The 17,648-nt window shown below is 41.4% G+C and carries 18 protein-coding genes and 2 pseudogenes; 10 read left to right on the top strand and 10 right to left on the bottom strand.

Features of this window, described 5'->3' with window-relative positions; genetic code table 11:
* On the top strand, positions 1–1,027 hold a 1,027-nt coding region (locus ACR2F3_RS04950), incomplete at its 5' end, for a RagB/SusD family nutrient uptake outer membrane protein (RefSeq protein WP_432708869.1).
* 74 nt (positions 1,028–1,101) lie between these two features.
* Complete coding sequence (locus tag ACR2F3_RS04945) at positions 1,102–2,181, top strand: alkaline phosphatase (RefSeq protein ID WP_432708868.1); 1,080 nt, start codon at positions 1,102–1,104, stop codon at positions 2,179–2,181.
* A gap of 184 nt (positions 2,182–2,365) precedes the next feature.
* Here the strand turns inward: ACR2F3_RS04945 and ACR2F3_RS04940 are convergent, their stop codons facing one another.
* The gene (locus ACR2F3_RS04940; RefSeq protein WP_432708867.1) at positions 2,366–2,530 is read right to left on the bottom strand and encodes a hypothetical protein; all 165 of its coding nucleotides are present in this window, start codon (positions 2,528–2,530) and stop codon (positions 2,366–2,368) included.
* A gap of 155 nt (positions 2,531–2,685) precedes the next feature.
* Between ACR2F3_RS04940 and ACR2F3_RS04935 the strand changes: the two are divergent.
* From ACR2F3_RS04935 to ACR2F3_RS04915, 5 genes and pseudogenes are all read left to right on the top strand, one after another.
* Positions 2,686–3,288, top strand: a pseudogene (locus tag ACR2F3_RS04935) (integrase core domain-containing protein); the annotation flags it as partial.
* 172 nt (positions 3,289–3,460) lie between these two features.
* Positions 3,461–3,685 carry a hypothetical protein gene (locus tag ACR2F3_RS04930; RefSeq protein ID WP_432708866.1) on the top strand — a complete coding sequence of 75 codons (225 nt, stop codon included), beginning with the start codon at positions 3,461–3,463 and terminating at the stop codon, positions 3,683–3,685.
* Between the two features lie 115 nt (positions 3,686–3,800).
* A complete protein-coding gene (locus tag ACR2F3_RS04925) occupies positions 3,801–4,391 on the top strand; it encodes a DUF3267 domain-containing protein (protein ID WP_432708865.1) in 591 nt (196 codons plus the stop codon).
* Between the two features lie 79 nt (positions 4,392–4,470).
* A complete protein-coding gene (locus tag ACR2F3_RS04920) occupies positions 4,471–5,658 on the top strand; it encodes a DUF4932 domain-containing protein (RefSeq protein ID WP_432708864.1) in 1,188 nt (395 codons plus the stop codon).
* Between the two features lie 85 nt (positions 5,659–5,743).
* Positions 5,744–6,244 carry a GNAT family N-acetyltransferase gene (locus ACR2F3_RS04915; protein WP_432708863.1) on the top strand — a complete coding sequence of 167 codons (501 nt, stop codon included), beginning with the start codon at positions 5,744–5,746 and terminating at the stop codon, positions 6,242–6,244.
* Between the two features lie 26 nt (positions 6,245–6,270).
* Here ACR2F3_RS04915 and ACR2F3_RS04910 read toward each other — a convergent pair whose 3' ends face one another.
* Positions 6,271–6,705, bottom strand: coding sequence for an aspartyl protease family protein (locus ACR2F3_RS04910; protein ID WP_432708862.1), 435 nt, complete (start codon positions 6,703–6,705; stop codon positions 6,271–6,273).
* A gap of 4 nt (positions 6,706–6,709) precedes the next feature.
* Positions 6,710–7,648 (bottom strand): malate dehydrogenase, encoded by a 939-nt coding sequence (gene mdh / locus ACR2F3_RS04905; RefSeq protein ID WP_432708861.1) that lies wholly within the window; start codon positions 7,646–7,648, stop codon positions 6,710–6,712.
* Between the two features lie 152 nt (positions 7,649–7,800).
* Here mdh and ACR2F3_RS04900 point away from each other — a divergent pair, with 152 nt between their 5' ends.
* The 3 genes from ACR2F3_RS04900 to trxA all read left to right on the top strand — a co-directional run bounded on the left by ACR2F3_RS04900 (position 7,801) and on the right by trxA (position 13,175).
* Positions 7,801–8,283, top strand: a complete 483-nt coding sequence (locus ACR2F3_RS04900; RefSeq protein ID WP_432708860.1) for a lipocalin family protein — start codon at positions 7,801–7,803, stop codon at positions 8,281–8,283.
* 36 nt (positions 8,284–8,319) lie between these two features.
* Entirely contained in the window at positions 8,320–12,753 is a 4,434-nt protein-coding gene (gene dnaE / locus ACR2F3_RS04895; RefSeq protein WP_432708859.1) for a DNA polymerase III subunit alpha, read from the top strand.
* A 104-nt stretch (positions 12,754–12,857) separates the two neighbouring features.
* Entirely contained in the window at positions 12,858–13,175 is a 318-nt protein-coding gene (gene trxA / locus ACR2F3_RS04890; RefSeq protein ID WP_432708858.1) for a thioredoxin, read from the top strand.
* Positions 13,176–13,227: 52 nt separating this feature from the next.
* Here the strand turns inward: trxA and ACR2F3_RS04885 are convergent, their stop codons facing one another.
* The 7 genes and pseudogenes from ACR2F3_RS04885 to ACR2F3_RS04855 all read right to left on the bottom strand — a co-directional run.
* Positions 13,228–13,692, bottom strand: coding sequence for a hypothetical protein (locus tag ACR2F3_RS04885; RefSeq protein WP_432708857.1), 465 nt, complete (start codon positions 13,690–13,692; stop codon positions 13,228–13,230).
* Between the two features lie 39 nt (positions 13,693–13,731).
* Complete coding sequence (locus ACR2F3_RS04880; protein ID WP_432708856.1) at positions 13,732–14,250, bottom strand: hypothetical protein; 519 nt, start codon at positions 14,248–14,250, stop codon at positions 13,732–13,734.
* A 34-nt stretch (positions 14,251–14,284) separates the two neighbouring features.
* Positions 14,285–14,845, bottom strand: a complete 561-nt coding sequence (locus ACR2F3_RS04875; RefSeq protein ID WP_432708855.1) for an RNA polymerase sigma factor — start codon at positions 14,843–14,845, stop codon at positions 14,285–14,287.
* A gap of 2 nt (positions 14,846–14,847) precedes the next feature.
* Positions 14,848–15,807: a transketolase family protein gene (locus tag ACR2F3_RS04870; RefSeq protein WP_432708854.1), complete on the bottom strand. Its 960-nt coding sequence runs from the start codon at positions 15,805–15,807 to the stop codon at positions 14,848–14,850.
* A 10-nt stretch (positions 15,808–15,817) separates the two neighbouring features.
* Positions 15,818–16,663 carry a transketolase gene (locus tag ACR2F3_RS04865; protein ID WP_432708853.1) on the bottom strand — a complete coding sequence of 282 codons (846 nt, stop codon included), beginning with the start codon at positions 16,661–16,663 and terminating at the stop codon, positions 15,818–15,820.
* 57 nt (positions 16,664–16,720) lie between these two features.
* On the bottom strand, positions 16,721–17,176 hold the full coding sequence (gene bcp, locus ACR2F3_RS04860; RefSeq protein ID WP_432708852.1) for a thioredoxin-dependent thiol peroxidase: 456 nt from the start codon (positions 17,174–17,176) through the stop codon (positions 16,721–16,723).
* A 19-nt stretch (positions 17,177–17,195) separates the two neighbouring features.
* Positions 17,196–17,648, bottom strand: a pseudogene (locus ACR2F3_RS04855) (M23 family peptidase); the annotation flags it as partial.

Below are 17,648 nucleotides of genomic sequence, written 5' to 3'. Positions count from 1 at the left end.
GAACCAGATGGTTAAATATGGATTGTATAAGGATTACCACACGAATTTCGATGCCGATAGGGAGAATGGCTCAGAATGGGTTTGGGGTGTACAACATTCTGCCAACGATGGTTTGCCAGGTGTAAATCCGGCAAACGCAAGTCATGACATGGTTTATATTAGTACTCAAAATAGTGCTACCGGAGGTAGAGGCTACGGTTTCTTTACTCCAACCCACTGGTTCGTGGCCCATTTTAGGGTAGATGAAAACGGGCTGCCCTTCGTTGGCGATGCCAATCCCAGGGTGGTGAAAAATGATGAGGGCTTAAGTTCGGTTGATCCTTTCACTCCTGAAACGGATCCCTTGGATCCTCGGTTGGACTGGACAGTGGGCCGGCGCGGCATTCCTTTTCTCGACTATGGAATTATGCCGGGAAGGAACTGGATTCGCGACCAGGCATCAAGCGGCCCTTATATGAGTAAGAAGTTTTTTACCTTGGGTAAAGACAACGGAAAGTATACGGCAGGAAGAACAAACAATGCGTTGAATATTGCTCTTATACGCTATTCAGACGTTATTCTGATGGCCGCAGAAGCTGAAGCAAGAGTCGGCAACCTCGACCGGGCAAGAATCTTGGTGAATATGGTTCGCAACAGGATGGCTACCAACACGAACAGTCCAGAAAACTGGGTTAAAAAGCTGGATGGTACAAATGCGGCCAACTATATGATTGGCACTTATCCAGCTGGCTCGGCTACTTTTTCCACACGTCAAAACGCTTTGCAAGCCATTTTGCATGAGCGCTTATTGGAGCTGGGGTTAGAGGGACACAGTGCCTATGACGTCGTTCGTTTCGGGATGGCCGATAACAACGCTACCGTCGTAAGCTATTTTAATGCCTTTCTAAACTACGAAGCCAGGTTCAGAGGTTATCTCAATGGCGCGAGGTATAGCAAGGAGAAAGGAATTATCCCGATTCCGCAAAAAGCCATAGATAATAGCGTTTTGGACGGAAAGGTCACGTTAAAGCAAAATCCAGGGTATTAACCACACTAGCAATGGATGCTTCTGGCTCCTTGGACTAATTATAATCCTATAATAACTTTACTATTTAATATCTTATGATTAAGAAAACAACCTTACTATGTGTTTCTCTATTCACAGTTGTCAGCTACAGCTTTGGTCAGCAGAAAATCAGTCAAATCTCGAGGCAATACAAAAAGCCCAAAAATATTATTTTAATGGTGGGTGACGGGATGGGTGCTACGCAGATTTATGCCGGTTTAACCGTTAGTAAAAAGCCGTTGAACTTGGAGAAGCTGCAATACATCGGATTCTCAAAAACTAATTCTACACGGTTTGTTACCGACTCAGGAGCCGGGGCGACGGCATTTGCGACGGGTTACAAAACGAACAATGGGGCAATCGGTGTGGATTCCAACGGAAAAGCAGTACCAACGATATTAGAAATTGCAGAAAAGCACGGCTTATCGACCGGGCTTGTTGCAACGACGGATATCACAGATGCTACACCTGCATCATTCACGGCACATCAGCCTTCACGCAAACTTCAACAAGAGATTGCTGCCGAGTTTTTAAATTCCGGTGTAGACGTGTTTATTGGTGCTGGAGAACAGCATTTTACGACGCGGAAAGATGGGGTTGATCTCATTGCAAAACTTAAGAAAAAGGGATACCAGGTTTCGACAAATATTGACGAGATCACTAGTTTTACTACCGGCAAAGTAGCTGGATTTCTCACTGAAAGACCTCTGGCTGAAAGGGGCGACCAGCTTAGCCGTACCGCATTGTCTACCATAAACATACTCAAGCAGAACAAGAAAGGCTTTTTTCTTATGGTAGAGGGATCTAAAATTGACGATGGTGGGCATGATAATCAGATAGGTGTCGTGATAGAAGAAATGATTGATTTCGATAATACGATTGGAAAAGTACTCGAGTTTGCCGAAAAAGATGGCGAGACTTTGGTTATTATCACTGGAGACCATGAAACCGGAGGATTAACTTTGACTTCCGGCGACATCAATACCGGCCGTGTGGAAGGAAAGTTCACGACAAAAGGACATACTGGGGTGATGATTCCCGTGTTTGCCTATGGGCCAGGAGCGGAAACTTTTATGGGGATCTACCATAACAACACTATCTTCAACAAGATGATGGCCGCCTTCGGTTTTAAGTAAATGAATATAGGCACTTAGTCATGGAGCTGCGGCCACTCTAGCAAAGTGATAAAGCGGGTGTTTTTCGAAAGGACACCCGCTTTTTTAATATTGTCGCGGCCCGCGATCAATTATCGCCGTTCAAGTAATTGACACTTGTTAGAAAGAAGCCAAATTCATGACTTTCGAAAAGTAGCTCCTGTTTTTAAAAGTCCTTAGTGTTTAATCTCAATGCATAGTCAGTTTTCAATGGTTCATTGGTTTGATTAGCCACTGTGCGCCCGTGTTGGCGGGGCATGCAAGACATGGGGGCGTCATAAACCAAGCCTGGTTTATGATCAATCACTTCCTGAGGTATGTAAATCTCCATTTATGTAGCCGAGTACCCGCTTGGAATGAAGCGAATATAGTACCCGTCCGGCTGGAGCGACCAGGTACCTGATTGATATTGGTTATCCACTACCAGCGTTATACCAGCCAGCATGGCGTAGCGTTCCATTTCTTCGTAGTGGCGTTGCCGGAAGCAGAGTTTACAGGCTCTATAAGCTCGAAGGGTTGAACCTGCGAAGTAAAAGACCCAGAAGAAACCTCGCGGGTGCACATCGTTTAGATAGAGTACCACCTCGAATTTACATGAATGCTGGAGCATGGATTTCGTATCCGATCAGCTGTTTGACGGGCGCAAATTCAGGTCTTTAACTATAGTGGATAATTATACAAGATTTTGCCTTGATATCTATCAAGAGCAAGGTATAAAAGGGGAACAGGTGGTGACAGTACTGCAAAGATTTAAATAGGAATGCAATGTCATTTCAGAAAAAATCAGAGTTGATAACGGAGGTGAATTTATCTCCAAAGCGTTAGATAAATGGGCTTATGAAAATCAGGTCATACTTGATTTTTCACGTCCGGGAAACCCACAGATAATGCCTATATTGAATCGTTTAACGGAAGCTTCCGAGATGAATGCCTAAATACTAACTGTTTCTTATCAATGGAAGATGCCATAGAGAAGTTGAAGTATGGAGAACAGAGTATAATACTTTTAGACCACATATTTCCTTGGGTGGATTAACGCCACAGGAAATGTTGAAGAAAAGCCAATCAAGCCCTGATTTCCGAGTTTAGAGTGTCTTAAAATTGGGGGGAGGTCATAAAGTGTTTACCTTATATATAAACAGTGGAATGGTTTCTGTCCGTACTCAGGCGGTAGATTCAGCGCCTGCTAAAGCCAATGCTTCCATGGAAAGTGGGGTATAAAAACACCAGCTAACTCCATAGATAATCACTTGAAAAAGTGGTGGAAGAGAATCAGGAGGTTAAAAAAAGAATTGACCCAACTTCTTCAGCAGCACTTATCACTGCACCGGAGCATCAGTTAAGGCGGGTTATGAAACATCACCATAACTTACGCGACAATCGTGGCGGACGGCCTAGTGCTACAGGCGAAAAAGCACAACTATTTAGTAACAAAACACATTACAACCCACATAATCCGGATGCCGTATATTCTACAATATACTGATAGTTGATTTCTGTCATATTTATGGTTTAAGTGCTTGCTAATGATGTTCTCATTACCGGTAGCACTTCATGTTTAAATGATGATTGAAAACCAGAGAATTATATTAATTTTAAGTATGGAATCTCATGAAATTGCTGGATTTAGAAAAGAAGAGCTTACAATAGATATGGCGAAGGCGCAGCTGATGTCGTTGATTTACTTTCTTCCTTGCGCAATTATATTAGGCCTGCCTTTTTATTTCATCTGGGCAGTAGATTATAATTTGCAAACCATTATTGAGATGGTGCCAAAAGGTATTGGTGTTGGCGGCACCATGTTTTTTATATGCGTAGTATTGATGGGCGGAATTGTTTTACATGAGCTCCTTCATGGAGTCACCTTCGCCTTTTTTGCAAAACACGGAATTAAGTCTATTAAATTCGGTGTGATGTGGGCTTTTTTAACCCCATATTGCCACTGTAAAGAACCTTTGCTGGTTAAACATTACATCCTCGGGGCTTTAACGCCAGGGCTGGTGATGGGAATTATACCGATGGTGTTAGCCTTAATAACCGGTAATCTTTTTGTATTTGCATTTGGGCTGTTTTTCACCTTAGCCGCCGGCGGCGATTTCATGATGGTTAATTTATTGAGAAATGTAGATTTTAATGTGTTGGTGCAGGATCATCCTTCTAAGATTGGCTGTTACATTTATACACCCGTTTAAAATACATGGAAATCTTGCGCGTTCCTTGCAACCCCTTGCGCGGTAACTTCGTCTTCGGAATAGGTTCAAATGCTTTCTTATGAAATTTTTATATCCCATAGTTTGTTTTCTGGCGCTAACATCAGGCGTTTCGGCGCAGTATAAAACGAAATTGGCAGCACATGCCTTTGTCGGAATACACCCAAACCTCGAGACTTATTTCTTTGTGGAAAAATTAGCCGTTGAGCATATCAATAACTATGTTTTTAATATAAAAGGAACGGATTATTCACATCAGCCCATGGTGTACTTTGCTTTCAAGCATTTTCAACCCTATCAAAACGATCCGATTGTGATCAGGGTGGCCGAGATCCTGCGACAACTCCGGGATACCTACCACGACAACGGACCGATAATGGATTATTTAGTCAATCAAAAGGAATTCCCTGCAAAAGGACCCAGGTATGCCTGGCCTAACAAAAAAATAGAAACAGATGCTGCTAAACAGCGCATGATGGCTTTAATGCCCGAATTAACGGATAGCTTAAGAAGCTTTTATCGCAAAGCAGATGTTGGTGGCTTCCTCGAAAAGAATCGCCACTTCTACCAGGGTGCACTGAAGGAAGTTTCTAAATACATCCACCCCACGGCTTTCCCAGCCATGGAGAAATGGTATGGCAAAACCTTCTCACAGTACGACTTGTATATTTCGCCAGCAATGCCTATCACACCGGGTGAAGATAGTTATCGTGGATATGGCGCCCAAATTGCTTTTCCCGGCGGAAAAATTCCTTCCATGGTAGTCAGCTCCAGCATCATGTTGAAACCATTAGCCAGCCTTAACCAGTATCAGGAATTTGGTTTTGATAACCGTGATGTTACCCAGTTTGTGGCTTACCACGAGATTATCCATTCTTTTGTAAACCAGATACTTGAGCAATATGCCGATGCGTTGAAAGCTGATTCCGCGCTTTACATTACAGAATGGAAAGAAAAAATGTCTCCCTATGGTATTTCCGATTGGTACATCTGCGTTACCGAGCACCTGGTGCGGCTTGGTGAAATCCGCATTGCCTTAGCTATGGGTAACGCTCATGAAGCTGCACGTTTAAGGAAACTACATGTGGAAGAACAGTATTTTGTGCTGCTGCCATTGCTGGAAAAAGAGATCGCAGACTACGAGGCCGGGCGGGTAAAATACCCGACATTTGAAGATTACTTGCCACGCTTGGTCAGTTATTTTCGTTCGTTAACACCCCAGCAGGTTAAAGCGCAATATTTGAAATAACTTTTTGTAACATAAAGATTAAGCAGGAAAACAGTTGTGAATAAGCACTTTTGTTCAGGTAGATTAATCTATCAAAGGTTTATAAATGAAACAGATTTTAGAAACAAACCGTTTGATATTAAGAGAGCTCCATCCAGGTGATGCAAAAAGTTTCTATGATTTAAACTCAAATCCTAATGTTATAAAATATACGGGAAATGCGGCTTTTAAAAATGTAGAAGAAGCGAAGGAATTTCTTGAAAACTACCGGGATTATAGATTGAATGGCTATGGCAGGTGGGCGGTAATAGAAAAGTCAACTGAAAAATTTATTGGTTGGTGCGGACTGAAATTGGGCAAAATGGAAAATGAAGCTGATATTGGATTTCGTTTCTTTGAAGAAGTATGGAACAAGGGCTACGCCACAGAAAGTGCGGTTGCTTGTATACAGTATGGCTTTGAAAATCTAAAATTGAAACGTATCATTGGGCGAGCAATGAAAGAAAATATTGGCTCTATAAAAGTCCTTGAAAAAATAGGTCTTAAACATGAAAAAGATATAGATTTTGACGGAAAGGAAGCTGTAGTCTACGCAATCGAAAGATAAAGACTACGCTTCCTTTGTAAAGACAATTAAGATAACTTCAACACCAGCTTCTTGTAATCGATCACCGCCTTGTATTGCTTTAAAATATCCCCACCAATAATAGCAGCAATCACAGGATGACCCAGGTGTGCATAAGTGTCATTTACACTCTGCAGGTCTAAGCCTACAGTGGTGTATTTCTTCAATTTCAGTTTGCCAATTTTTAATCTTGGCAGGGTAGCCAGTACCGTGTTGGAAGTACTGAATAAGGTAGTGGCCTGGTGATCTTCACTGTGTTCATCTTCGGCTACTGTTATATCGGTCAGGTGATGATTGAGCAGGCTCTTATCAAATACCGTTCTAGAGGCACCTGTATCCAGTACGGCTAAATGCTGTTCACCAAAAACAACAATTTCCACCAAAAGGTGGAAACCGTCGTCCTGTAAATTGATTAATTTTAAAGGAATTTTAATTTTCTTCATGCAATTAAACCAGTTTCATGTCACTCAGCACGTTATTCATCGCCCTAACGGCATCAGCACTTTTGTTGAAAGCAGCTTGTTCCGTATCGGTCAATTTATAATCTATAATCTTTTCCCAGCCATTGCGGCCTACAATTACCGGTACACCTAAGCAGATGTCAGTTTGCCCATACTCCCCTTCAAGGGATACACAGCAAGTAAACAGTTTTTTTTCATCACGAACGATGCTTTCAACCAGGGCTGCACCAGCAGCACCAGGGGCGTACCAAGCCGAAGTGCCCAATAAACCAGTTAAAGTAGCTCCACCAACCATGGTGTCTGCGGCAACTTTATCTAATACAGATTGTTCAAGAAGTTCACTTACTGGTAAGCTCTGGTAAGTGGCATAACGCGTTAAAGGGATCATGGTCGTATCGCCATGGCCACCAATCACAAAGCCTTGTAAGTCGTTTGAATTACAATTTAAAGCCACACTTAAATAATATTTAAAACGGGCACTGTCTAATATGCCCCCCATACCAATGATTCTGTTTTTTGGTAAACCCAGGCTCTTCAGGGCCAGGTAAGTCATGGTATCCATTGGGTTACTAACTACAACAATAATGGCATCTGGAGAGAACTTTAAAATGTTCTCAGCCACACCTTTCACAATACCTGCGTTAATACCAATTAGCTCTTCACGAGTCATTCCCGGTTTGCGAGGCAGGCCAGAAGTGATTACGGCAACAGTTGATCCGGCAGTTTTACTATAGTCATTCGTTACTCCTGTAATCTTGGTGTCAAAGCCTAACAATGCAGCAGTCTGCATCATGTCAATGGCCTTACCTTCGGCCACACCTTCTTTGATATCTAATAAAACAAGTTCTTGAGCGAGTTCTTTTCTAGCAATATTATCGGCACATGTAGCACCTACGGCGCCAGCTCCTACAACAGTTATTTTCATACACTAAATTTAATTTGGATGAATGTCCATTTGTTGAACAAGTTATCAATTTCAGGTCTTATAAAAAATGGTTTTTAAAACTTTATGTTTCCTTGGGGGTTTTATGAGAAAGAATTTACATTTGCTTCATAGTAAATAAACAATGGCCTATTATGGATAATACACCCGTAGAAAAAGTAGATGTTCTGTCCTTTGCTGGGAAGTGGTATGCACTTTATGTGATACCTACTTTCATGAACACCCACTGGCGTCAGACTACAGAAACCTACGTCATCCATCCAGATGGTTATTATGCCGTATTTACCACTTACAAAGTGATAGGAGAGGATAAACCAAAATATATGCGCAGTAAATTATTCACTGTGCGCGGTACCGGCAATGCACAGTTTAAGGCGCAGTTGGTATGGCCGTTTAAATTCGATTACTGGATTATAGAAATGCCTGAAGATTACTCCTATGCTGTAATTGGTCACCCTGAACATAAATTCCTCTCCATATTGTCCAGAAAGCCAACTATGGCCCCTGAAATGCTTGAAGATATTATTAGCCGTTGTAAAGCAAAAGGTTACGATATGAGGAAGTTAATCGCTCAGGATCACAAGCCAAATACTAAAGACAAAGCCAGGATACATTGAGTAATGCGGTAGAAAATCCGTAATTTTACGCCCGATATGTATTTGATTTTTGATACCGAAACCACCGGACTTCCTGGTAATTATAACGCACCTATTACTGCAACCGATAACTGGCCACGCTGTATACAAATTGCATGGCAGCTTCATGATGAGTATGGGAGGTTAATCGAAAACCAGGATTATTTGGTACGCCCCGATGGTTTTAATATCCCTTATGATGCAGAACGGATTCATGGTATTTCTACCGAACTCGCTTTTGAACAAGGTGTTCCCCTACAAGAAGTATTAGTTAAATTTAACGAGGCCCTAAATAAATCAGAATTTGTTGTTGGCCAAAATGTAGGTTTCGACCTTAACATCATGGGTTGCGAGTTTTACCGCCTGGGTATGGAAAACCGCCTGGCCGAAATGCCCGTCTTGGATACTTGTACAGAGGTTACAGCCGAGTTGCTGCAGCTTCCTGGTGGGCGCGGAGGTCGTTTCAAACTACCTACCTTAACAGAACTTCATCAATACTTATTCAACGAACCATTTTCGGAAGCACACAATGCTACTGCCGATGTGGAAGCCACTACGCGTTGTTTCCTGCAATTGCTGAAAAGTGATGGCTACAAACCTGAACAACTGCGCCGTGATAACGAATACCTAAAGGCCTTTAAGGAGTATAACCCCGGTTTAATCCAGCGCGCTGGTTTAACACACGTTAACCTGAAAGCCGCTTCTGAAGCCTTACGTGCACGTATGCAAAAGGCTGAAGGTGGTGATATTTCTAAACAAACTTTAAAAGAAAACAGACTTGAGTTACAGGACGCGCCCTTTGTGCACCTGCACAACCATACACAGTTCTCTGTGTTGCAGTCCACCATCAATATACCGGCATTAATTAAAGCTGCTGCTGCCGATAATATGCCTGCAGTAGCCATGACCGATCATGCCAACATGATGGGTGCTTTCCATTTTGTGAGCCAGGTGCTTAATTATAACAAGGGTGTAGAAGCTAAAAACAAGGAAGCCCTTGAGAAAGGTGAAGAACCTACCGGGCAGATACTTAAACCCATTATTGGCGTGGAGTTTTTTGTATGCGAAAATCACCTTGATAAAAGTCGCAAAGACAATGGTTACCAGATTGTATTTCTGGCAAAAAACAAAAATGGCTATCATAATTTAGCTAAAATGTCATCGATAGCGTATACCAAGGGTTTTTATTATGTACCCCGTATAGATCGTGCCATTATCGAACAATATAAGGAAGACATCATGGTGCTTTCAGGTAACTTATATGGAGAGATTTCTAGTAAGTTATTAAACGTTGGTGAAAACCAGGCTGAGGAAGCACTGATCTGGTGGAAGTCGCAATTTGGCCCCGATTTTTACATCGAGCTTTTGCGTCACCACCAGGAAGACGAGAATATTGTTAACAAGTCATTGTTACTTTTGGCTAAAAAACATGATGTAAAAGTAGTAGCAACCAACAATACCTATTACATCAATAAGAAAGATGCCAATGCCCACGATATTTTACTATGTGTAAAAGATGGGGAGAAACAAGCCACCCCAATAGGTCGTGGCCGCGGTTTCCGCTATGGGCTGCCTAACCAGGAATATTACTTTAAGTCTTCAGAGGAAATGAAAGCGTTATTCGCTGATTTGCCCGAAGCTATTCTGAATATCCAGGAGGTTGTAGATAAAGTAGAGATCTATAAACTTGCCAGGGAAGTGTTATTACCTAAGTTTGATATTCCAGAAGAGTTCCTTGTGCCAGAAGATGAAACCGATGGCGGAAAACGTGGCGAGAATAAATACCTGCGTCACCTCACTTATGAGGGTGCCCGCAAGCGTTATGGTGAAATAACCCCTGAAATACAGGAAAGGCTAGATTTTGAGCTGCAAACTATTGAGAAAACAGGTTATCCTGGTTATTTTCTGATTGTACAGGATTTTATTGCACAAGCGCGAAGGCTGGATGTATCCGTTGGCCCGGGTAGGGGTTCTGCTGCGGGTTCGGTAGTTGCCTACTGTTTATGGATTACCAACATCGACCCCATTAAATACGATTTACTTTTTGAGCGTTTCCTTAATCCCGACAGGGTATCCATGCCCGATATTGATATCGATTTCGACGATGAGGGCCGGGGCCGTGTAATGGACTACGTAATCAACAAATATGGCGCTAACCAGGTGGCACAGATCATTACTTATGGTACCATGGCCGCCAAATCATCTATTAAAGATACGGCCAGGGTATTAGACCTGCCTCTTTTTGAGGCGAACAGAATAGCTAAGCTTATTCCTAATATGAAATTGGCCAAAATCTTCAATCTGGATGAGAAAAGTTTGAAAGATGCTTTGCGCCCCGATGAATATGAAAGGGTAACCGAACTTAAATCCATTGCCAATGCCCGCGATTTAAGTGCCGAAACCATTACCCAGGCGCAAATTTTGGAAGGCTCACTGCGTAATACGGGTATACATGCCTGCGGAGTGATTATTACCCCTTCTGATATTACCAATTTCGTTCCGGTAGCCACAGCTAAAGATTCAGACCTCTACGTTACCCAGTTTGATAACTCGGTTGTAGAAAGTGCCGGATTATTAAAGATGGACTTTTTAGGGTTAAAGACCCTTACCTTAATTAAGGACACCGTTAAATTGGTGAAACTGAGAAGTGGTATTGAACTGGATCCTGATACTTTCCCAATTGATGATGTAAAGACTTACGAGCTCTTCCAGCGTGGAGAAACAATAGGTATCTTCCAGTACGAGTCTAACGGCATGCAGAAGTACATGAAGGAATTGAAACCTACGGTTTTCGACGACTTAATTGCCATGAACGCCCTGTATCGTCCGGGTCCAATGGAGTATATTCCTAGTTTCGTTCGCCGTAAAAACGGTGAAGAAGAGATTAAATATGACCTTGATGCCTGTGAAGAATACCTGAAAGAAACTTACGGTATTACCGTTTACCAGGAACAGGTGATGCTCCTGTCTCAAAAGCTGGCTGGCTTTACCAAAGGTGAGGCCGATGTATTGCGTAAAGCGATGGGTAAAAAGCAAAAGGAAGTACTTGATAAAATGAAACCTAAGTTTGTGGCGCAAGCTGCAGAAAAAGGACATTCGCCGGTTGTATTAGAGAAAATCTGGAAAGATTGGGAGGCATTTGCTTCTTATGCCTTTAACAAGAGTCACTCCACCTGTTATGCCTGGATTGCTTACCAAACTGCTTACCTGAAGGCGCATTACCCTGCCGAGTACATGGCTGCGGTACTCTCAAATAACATGAGCGACATCAAACAGGTAGCCTTCTTTATGGAAGAGTGTCGCCAGATGAACGTGCAGGTATTGGGTCCTGATGTAAATGAATCAGACATTAAGTTCTCTGTAAACGACAGGGGTGAAGTACGCTTCGGCTTGTCGGGAGTAAAAGGTGTAGGAGAAAAGGCAGTAGAGAGTATCATTGAGGAAAGAAATAAGAACGGCTTTTTTACCAGTGTATACGATTTTGCCAAACGTTCCAATACCAGAACAGTTAACAAAAAAGCCTACGAGAGTTTTGTATACAGCGGTGCCTTTGATAGTTTTGGTTTCCACCGGGCTCAATATTTCTTTACCGGGATCAACGATAAGTTAAATGGCATTGAAAAGCTTATCAAATATGCAAACGACTTTCAGAATAATGAATCCTCATCGCAGTCTTCCTTATTTGGGGGTACCATTGCAGACCTTATTCTGGAACCTTCATTGCCGGTAGCGCCTGAATGGAGTATTATCGACAAGCTTAAATATGAGAAAGACGCCATTGGTATCTTCTTAAGTGGTCACCCGCTTGACAATTATAAATTTGAGTTAAAGGAGTTTTGCCGCCAGAAAGTGAAACACCTGAACGTGGTGAATAAAGTGAGAATGGGCGATACCAATGAAGAAGTATTGCAGGAATTTGAATCACTAAAAAATAAAGAACTTGTAGTAGGTGGGTTAGTGGTAGTTGCTGAGCAACGCATGACAAAAACAGGAAAGCCTTTTGGAACCCTGGTTTTTGAAGATTATGATGACAGTTGTGAGCTGGCGTTATTTGGCGAAGATTTTATCAAATTTAAGCAATTTCTTACCGACGGTTATTTTTTACAAATCCGGGGTATGGTAGGAGAACGTTTTAGAAAAGAAGGCGACTGGGAGTTTAAAGTGACCTCCATGGCATTGCTGTCTGATTTGCGTGATAAACTTGCGAAGTGCATCACCATCCAAATACCTATAGAACAGATTAATGAAGACTTTATTAAAGGCGTAAATGCCATTATTGAAGATAACAAGCTGACCACCGAGCAGCAAAACTGTAAGCTTGATTTTGAGGTATACGACCGCGAACAGAATATTCTGCTCAGGATGCCTTCCAAGTCTATAAAGATCAATCCAAACAACCATTTTATGGAGCAATTGGAAAATTTGCAGGTAGTGGATTATAAGTTGAACTAATGTCATTTTGGCATTGCTATTATGATGGCATTAGTATTGATTATATATTTGTGTCCTTTAAGCTATTAAGGAATTAAACCGAGAATTTTATAAAAATAAAAATTATGGCAATAGAAATCACCGATGCAAACTTTGAAGAGCTTGTATTAAAATCAGAGAAACCGGTATTAGTTGACTTTTGGGCAGAATGGTGTGGTCCATGTCGCATGGTTGGACCTGTTGTAGATGAGATCTCCAAAGACTACGAAGGAAAAGCGGTTGTTGGTAAAGTAAATGTTGATAATAATCCTCAGATCTCTACACAATTTGGTATCCGTAACATTCCTGCTTTATTGTTCTTTAAAAATGGCGAAGTGGTTGATAAACAAGTTGGTGCCGTTCCGAAGTCTGTATTAGCACAGAAACTAGATAAACAATTGTAAATTAAATGATCATAAAAAAGGCCTCTGTATATACAGAGGCCTTTTTTTATGATTAATTATTATTTCTGCTGTCGCGTCTGTTGTCGCGGTAGCGGTTAAGTAATTCCTTTTTAAAGGTTTCTTGTGCCCGGTAAAATTTCCCTACCGTTTTAATTGGTAACTGCGATTTTAACTGGTTATAATATTTCTTATCAATGTTTAGCGCTTTTTGCTTAATGTTCAGCTCGTTGGTAATCAGCGTTTGAACCTGAGCGTCAGACAGTGCCTCAATTTCATCTATTGTTTTAAAGCTAATCATCTTCTGACCACGTTCTTTTCTTAAAGCAGCTTGTTCAGCCTGCCAGTTCTTATAAATAGGCCAAAAGATTTTAGCTTCTGCAGGTGAAAGTTCTAGTTTTTCAGTCAGGTATTTGACTTTATAATTTTCTATGTCATTACTCCTGTTTCCAGGACGTTGTGCTAAAGCATAGTGCGTTATACTAAAGATTAGAACAACTAATAAGCTTAATTTTTTCATGTTAATATATTAAAAGGGCAGTGGTGTGCCATAAAGGTCTTAGAGATTGGTTACTATATCAGATTGAGAATAATTATTTAAAATGTACTCTTCCAGGTCATCTTCGTTTGCTGCAGCGCTCATACTGCTGAGCTGGTCATTGTTTAACGCTTCAATAACCTGATCTTCAGAGAGGTCAAATAAAATTTGATCGTAACTTAATTCTGTTGATACAGGGGCAGCCGGAATGGATTGCTGGTTATTTACATATAACCCTGCCGCGGCTACCAGAATGAAGCAGGCAGCGGTAGCATATTTAAATAAATCCGATTGCCATAAGCGAACCACCTTAGCTTGTTTCACCGGAGTATCTTGTATTTTGCTCGTAATTTTAGCGTTCAGCTGTTCGAAATAGTGCTCAGGAACAACAAAGCCGTCATTAATCTGGAGCGCTTTCAATCGTTCAACGGCTACACGTGATTGAATCTCCTGGTTAAGCTGTTCAAAATAATTTTCGGGCACAACAAAATCAGGTCCTCCAAATCTTCCCTTTAAGCTATCTTCTATTTCATTATCCATAACATGTATATTGATACATTAAATCGTAAAAGGTTTAAAAGGTAATGTCTTCATTTAGCATAAAAGTTTCAATCTTCTTAACAGCGATGTGAAAAGATGCCTTTAAAGCACCTACGCTAGTGCCTAGTATGGCAGAAATTTCCTCGTATTTCATATCGTCGTAATACTTCATATTAAAAACAACCCGTTGTTTCTCAGGAAGGGTTAATATGGCTTGCTGGAGTTTTAAAGCGGCTTTATCGCCATTGAAATAGGAGGGCTCCACTAAACGTTCTGCTAGTTCGGCAGAGACTTCATCTAATGGGGTATTGTTTTTTAGTTTTTTCTTGTTCAGAAAAGTAATGGATTCATTGGTGGCAATTCTGTAGATCCATGTATATAACTGAGAGTCGTTACGAAACTTTCCCAGGTTTTTCCACACTTTGATAAAAACTTCCTGTACCAGGTCGTCAGCATCATCATGGTCAATCACCAAACGGCGTACATGCCAGTAGATTTTTTGTTGGTATTTATTTAAAAGCAGGTTAAAGGCTTCATTTCTGGTCTTCTCATCAGAGAATTTCTCAATGATTTCTGCGTCTTCAACCTGCTTCATAATTATTTTTTGCGTTTAATTACTTTTTGCGCCGCCTCAACAATGTTGATGGTATCTAAACCATATTTGGTCATTAATTGATCTGGCGTACCACTTTCACCGAAGCTGTCGTTAACAGCAACGAATTCTTGAGGTGATGGTAATTCCGTAGACAAAAGTCGTGCTACACTTTCCCCAAGGCCACCAAATTTATTATGTTCCTCAGCTGTAACAACACAACCAGTCTTTCTGATCGACTTTAAAATTGCTTCTTCATCCAGTGGTTTAATGGTGTGGATGTTGATGATTTCTGCTTCGATACCCATCTCTGCCAATTGCTCACCTGCTTCTATAGCTTTCCATACCATGTGGCCGGTAGCAATAATAGTTACGTCGGTTCCTTCGTCAACCATCCATGCTTTACCAATTTCAAATTTCTGGTCTGCATCTGTAAATACAGGCAATACCGGGCGTCCGAAACGCAGGTAAACTGGACCTTCATGTTCTGCGATTGCAATTGTCGCTGCTTTGGTCTGGTTGTAATCACAAGTGTTGATTACGGTCATTCCCGGAAGCATTTTCATCAAACCTATATCTTCCAGAATCTGGTGGGTGGCACCATCTTCACCTAAAGTTAAGCCCGCGTGTGAGGCACAGATTTTAACGTTTTTATCAGAGTAAGCTACTGACTGGCGAATCTGGTCGTAAACACGGCCAGTAGAAAAATTTGCGAAAGTTCCAGTAAAAGGAATTTTTCCACCGATGGTTAAACCGGCAGCTATTCCAATCATATTGGCTTCGGCAATACCGATCTGGAAAAAACGTTCTGGGAATTCTTTAATGAAAGCATCCATTTTCAAAGAGCCCACAAGGTCAGCACAAAGTGCAACAACTTCGGGATTCTTTTTTCCGGCTTCCAAAAGCCCGGCGCCAAATCCTGAGCGCGTGTCTTTTTTTTCAGTGTATGTATATTTTTTTCTCACGAGGTTCTGTTTAATAGTCTTTTAAAGTGCTGGTTAATTGTACAAGAGCGGCTTCAAGTTGCTCATCGTTTGGAGCAACGCCATGCCATTTATGTGATCCCATCATGAAATCAACACCACTACCCATTTGTGTACTCATTAAGTTCAAAATAGGTTTACCTTTTCCGGTAAGTGATTTAGCATAATGCAAAACTTTAACAAGATCCTCCATGTCGTTACCATTAGAAGTAACTACCTGCCATCCAAAAGATTCAAATGTCTGGTGAAGATTAGCCATAGACAATACCTTTTCTGTTGGTCCGTCAATCTGCTGGCCGTTATAGTCAACAGTTGCAATCAGGTTGTCTACTTTATTGTGAGGGGCAAACATAATCGCTTCCCAGTTCTGTCCTTCCTGCAGCTCACCATCGCCCATTAAAGTGAAAACAAGTGAGTTGTCTTTATTTAATTTTTTTGCCAAGGCAGCGCCAATGGCCACTGATAAGCCCTGGCCCAATGAACCAGAAGCAATACGTACGCCCGGAAGGTGTTCGTGTGTGGTGGGGTGACCTTGTAAACGGGTGTTTAACTTTCTGAAAGTGGCTAATTCACTAGGGTCAAAATATCCAGATCTCGCCAATACGCTATACCATACAGGAGAAATATGACCATTAGACAGGAAGAAAAGATCTTCGCCTACGCCGTTCATGTTAAAATCTGTGTTGTGATTCATTACCTCAAAATATAATGCGGTCAAGAAATCGGCACAGCCTAGTGATCCTCCTGGATGTCCGGATTGGCATCCATGAACCATCCTTACAATATCTCTTCTTACTTGAGAAGCGATATCTTCTAATTCATTGATTGTCTGTTTCATTAACTTGGAATTGGTTTAATAGTGGCAAATGTAATTATTTACCCGTTGAATTGACATTTATTTTAAAAGCGCTAAAACCTGCGCCGTTGCATTCTTGGTATCTACTTTATCGATGATGTGCGTAACTATACCTTCCTCATTAATGAGGAAGGTTTTACGGGCTATGCCCATGTATTTTTTGCCGTACATGTTCTTTTCTACCCAAACACCGTAGCTTTCTACAATTTTCCGGTCCGTATCGGCAATCAGCGGAAAAGGAAGGTTGTATTTTGCAATAAACTTCTGGTGTGAAGCTTCGCTGTCCGTGCTTACGCCCAATACCACAATACCCTGAGCAATTAAGCCCTGGTAATTGTCTCTGAAGTCACAGGCTTCTGTAGTACAACCTGGGGTACTGTCTTTCGGGTAAAAGTAAAGGACAACTTTCTTTCCGGCAAACTGACTTAAGCTAATTTTATTTCCATCCTGATCGTTTGCAGTGAAATCAGGAGCTTGTTGGCCTTCATTAATCATGTATTACAATTTATAAGGTTTACCTGTAAAAATCCAGGTTCAATGTTTTTACATTATTCTTCATGTCGTCAACCACAAGTTTTAAACTGTGCTTGCCGGGTTTTATGCGTTCATCAAACGTATGCCACAAGGTAGCTGTTTTGGCGTCAAATTCCATTAAAATCCATTTACCATCCACATACCCATTAAAACTCTTCAGGCCCGACAGGTTATCACGAATTTTAAAGCTCATTTTGCTTATACCAGCCATATTTTTTCCCTGGCTTATGTTAATGGGCACAATAGTAGGGGCAACGGTATCAATGGAAATAAAAAAGCTACCGAAATTACGTGGTTTAGCTTTCACATAACCATCTTCAAAATATCCACCTTGCGACGCGCGGTTGGTGTTTACTATCACTGCCTTATCCTTAAAAGGCAACAAAGCCGAATCTGCTTTAATCCATAATTCAAAACTGCTATGCAGGGGCGT

It is taken from the genome of Pedobacter sp. (assembly GCF_045627485.1).
In the GTDB taxonomy this organism is placed as follows: domain Bacteria; phylum Bacteroidota; class Bacteroidia; order Sphingobacteriales; family Sphingobacteriaceae; genus Pedobacter.
Note: the sequence above shows the minus strand (reverse complement) of the source record. Positions and strands in the feature narration are given on the sequence as shown.

Coding starts and splice junctions, on each gene's coding strand:
- ACR2F3_RS04875 (WP_432708855.1), bottom strand. CDS start 14,845: ATGAAGCAGGTTGAAGACGCAGAAATCATTGAGAAATTCTCTGATGAG.
- dnaE (WP_432708859.1), top strand. CDS start 8,320: ATGTATTTGATTTTTGATACCGAAACCACCGGACTTCCTGGTAATTAT.
- ACR2F3_RS04920 (WP_432708864.1), top strand. CDS start 4,471: ATGAAATTTTTATATCCCATAGTTTGTTTTCTGGCGCTAACATCAGGC.
- ACR2F3_RS04880 (WP_432708856.1), bottom strand. CDS start 14,250: ATGGATAATGAAATAGAAGATAGCTTAAAGGGAAGATTTGGAGGACCT.
- ACR2F3_RS04865 (WP_432708853.1), bottom strand. CDS start 16,663: ATGAAACAGACAATCAATGAATTAGAAGATATCGCTTCTCAAGTAAGA.
- bcp (WP_432708852.1), bottom strand. CDS start 17,176: ATGATTAATGAAGGCCAACAAGCTCCTGATTTCACTGCAAACGATCAG.
- ACR2F3_RS04910 (WP_432708862.1), bottom strand. CDS start 6,705: ATGAAGAAAATTAAAATTCCTTTAAAATTAATCAATTTACAGGACGAC.
- ACR2F3_RS04940 (WP_432708867.1), bottom strand. CDS start 2,530: ATGGAGATTTACATACCTCAGGAAGTGATTGATCATAAACCAGGCTTG.
- mdh (WP_432708861.1), bottom strand. CDS start 7,648: ATGAAAATAACTGTTGTAGGAGCTGGCGCCGTAGGTGCTACATGTGCC.
- ACR2F3_RS04945 (WP_432708868.1), top strand. CDS start 1,102: ATGATTAAGAAAACAACCTTACTATGTGTTTCTCTATTCACAGTTGTC.
- ACR2F3_RS04925 (WP_432708865.1), top strand. CDS start 3,801: ATGGAATCTCATGAAATTGCTGGATTTAGAAAAGAAGAGCTTACAATA.
- ACR2F3_RS04900 (WP_432708860.1), top strand. CDS start 7,801: ATGGATAATACACCCGTAGAAAAAGTAGATGTTCTGTCCTTTGCTGGG.
- trxA (WP_432708858.1), top strand. CDS start 12,858: ATGGCAATAGAAATCACCGATGCAAACTTTGAAGAGCTTGTATTAAAA.
- ACR2F3_RS04915 (WP_432708863.1), top strand. CDS start 5,744: ATGAAACAGATTTTAGAAACAAACCGTTTGATATTAAGAGAGCTCCAT.
- ACR2F3_RS04885 (WP_432708857.1), bottom strand. CDS start 13,692: ATGAAAAAATTAAGCTTATTAGTTGTTCTAATCTTTAGTATAACGCAC.